The organism is Lentilactobacillus farraginis DSM 18382 = JCM 14108, assembly GCF_000583655.1.
Lineage (GTDB): Bacteria > Bacillota > Bacilli > Lactobacillales > Lactobacillaceae > Lentilactobacillus > Lentilactobacillus farraginis.
In genome coordinates this window covers 1-1,905 of sequence record NZ_BAKI01000095.1, presented here as the reverse complement: position 1 = coordinate 1,905, position 1,905 = coordinate 1, and the positions used below count along the sequence as shown (strand labels likewise).

Sequence of the window (1,905 nt, the reverse complement as noted above, 5' to 3'; positions counted from 1 at the left end):
TTAATCGAGTAGGAGGTAGCTCACGCTACCGACCTCTCACACCACCGTACGTACGGATCCGTATACGGCGGTTCAGTAATTTAAACGTTTTGCTTCAATTGACTGGAGCGTCTTGGACAGATTTATAAGTCCACGACGTTCCAGTCTTTTATTCGTAATGGTACACGTCAGTGTTTTAGAGTGCGCTGTTCGCCAGTAGCCCTTTCGGGTTTCCGCAAACTTCCAGGCTTGATTATGCGTCATGCCCAGCTTCATCAAAGCTTTTGCCCTGGCGGCCGGTTGCTTCCACATCTTCCAAATATATTGGCGAATTCGTGAACGTAGCCATTGGTCAGTTTGCTGAATGAAGTAGCGCATTTTACCAATACTGTAGTATTGCAACCAGCCACGCATCTTTTGCCGAATTTCTTTAAAAATCACATCGAGTTTCCGCCCACGATTACGCTTAGTCAGTTGCTTAAGAGCTCGTCGAACTCGTCGTTTAGCTTTCTGGCTTGGACGAGCGTAAGCTCCCTTAGAACTGACTCCTAGTGAAAAACCAAGGAAGTTCAACCGCAAGGGCGACCCGACCTTCGTTTTCTTTTGGTTGACGGTCACCTTCAGTGTCTTCTCAAGGAATCCGGTAACACTATTCAAAACGCGATAGCCGGCCCGCTTGCTTTTGACGTAAATATTACAATCATCGGCATAACGGACAAATTGGTGTCCGCGTTTGGTTAACAGTTTATCCAATTCGTTAAGATAAACATTGGCTAATAGCGGTGAGATCGGGCCACCTTGCGGTGTCCCTTTATCGGAACGTTCGAATAGTTGACCGTTCATGACGCCACTGGTCAAGAATTGACGAATCAGATGCAATACCCACGGGTCGCCGACATATTGCTTCATAAACTTCATGAGCAGGTCATGGTTCACCGTGTCAAAGTAAGCCCTTAGATCCAGGTCAATCACATAGTGATAACCTTGGTCGTAAAGCCTAGTGACTCGCTTAATGGCATCTTGGGCACTCCGGTTAGGTCGGAAGCCAAAACTATTGTCCGAGAAGACTTTCTCAAGGACTGGGGTTAAGACCTGGGCCACTGCCTGTTGCACAATTCGGTCGAGGACGGTCGGAATGCCTAATTTCCGCATGGATCCGTCCGGTTTCGGGATTTCCACCCGTTTGACCGGTCGGGGCTTGTACGTACCATTGCGCAGGGCGGCAATAAAGCCGTCCCGATGCGCTTTCAAATATGGGAGCACTTGATAAACGGTCATGCCGTCAATTCCCGCAACTCCTTTATTACGTCGGACTTGTTGATAGGCCTCATTAAGATTCCCACGGGACAAGACCGCCGCTTGAAACGAAACGTCATCTCCAACTGTGCGTTCACCAGAAGCGGTGCTACGCGCCCCAGCTTGCTCTTGGTCTTCCAGACCTACCATCCGTTGGCGGCCAGTATTTGATTCTGTTTTCTGCGATTGTCGCACTGCTTCCACCTCCTGTATCAGTGAAGATTATTACTGTTTGGTCCTTCGTTGCCTGAGGCAACTACTATGACCTCGGCTGACTTCTGAACCGCTCGGCTGGTCATTGCTGGCCAGTTTGTTCTGCCAGATGCATATCGCTTCTGTGCCAGAACGTGCGACTCAGACCTCCCCGGGTAAGGACGCTAACTTTCATGCCACGTAACCGCCGGCTTTACTGCTATCTGTTTCGAGTAGTATGAGACTTTGGTATGTGATGCAACCTTATCTCCAGATAACAGCCTTGTAGCCAGTTCTTGTACATCGGTTCAGCACTTTGCCTTAGACTTCCTTCAGATTCCGCCTCACGGTGGACACCCTTGTCCTCGGCTCGTAGTTCCTACTACTAAGGCCTACAGTGGACTTTCACCACCTAGTTAGCGCCCATGCCGGGCGCAC

General features: G+C 49.6%; 1 protein-coding gene. It reads right to left on the bottom strand.

Annotated features, from left to right (window positions below; all coding sequences use genetic code 11):
* Positions 1-72: 72 nt before the first annotated feature.
* Entirely contained in the window at positions 73-1,470 is a 1,398-nt protein-coding gene (gene ltrA / locus JCM14108_RS13760) for a group II intron reverse transcriptase/maturase (protein ID WP_035181530.1), read from the bottom strand.
* Positions 1,471-1,905: the final 435 nt, after the last annotated feature.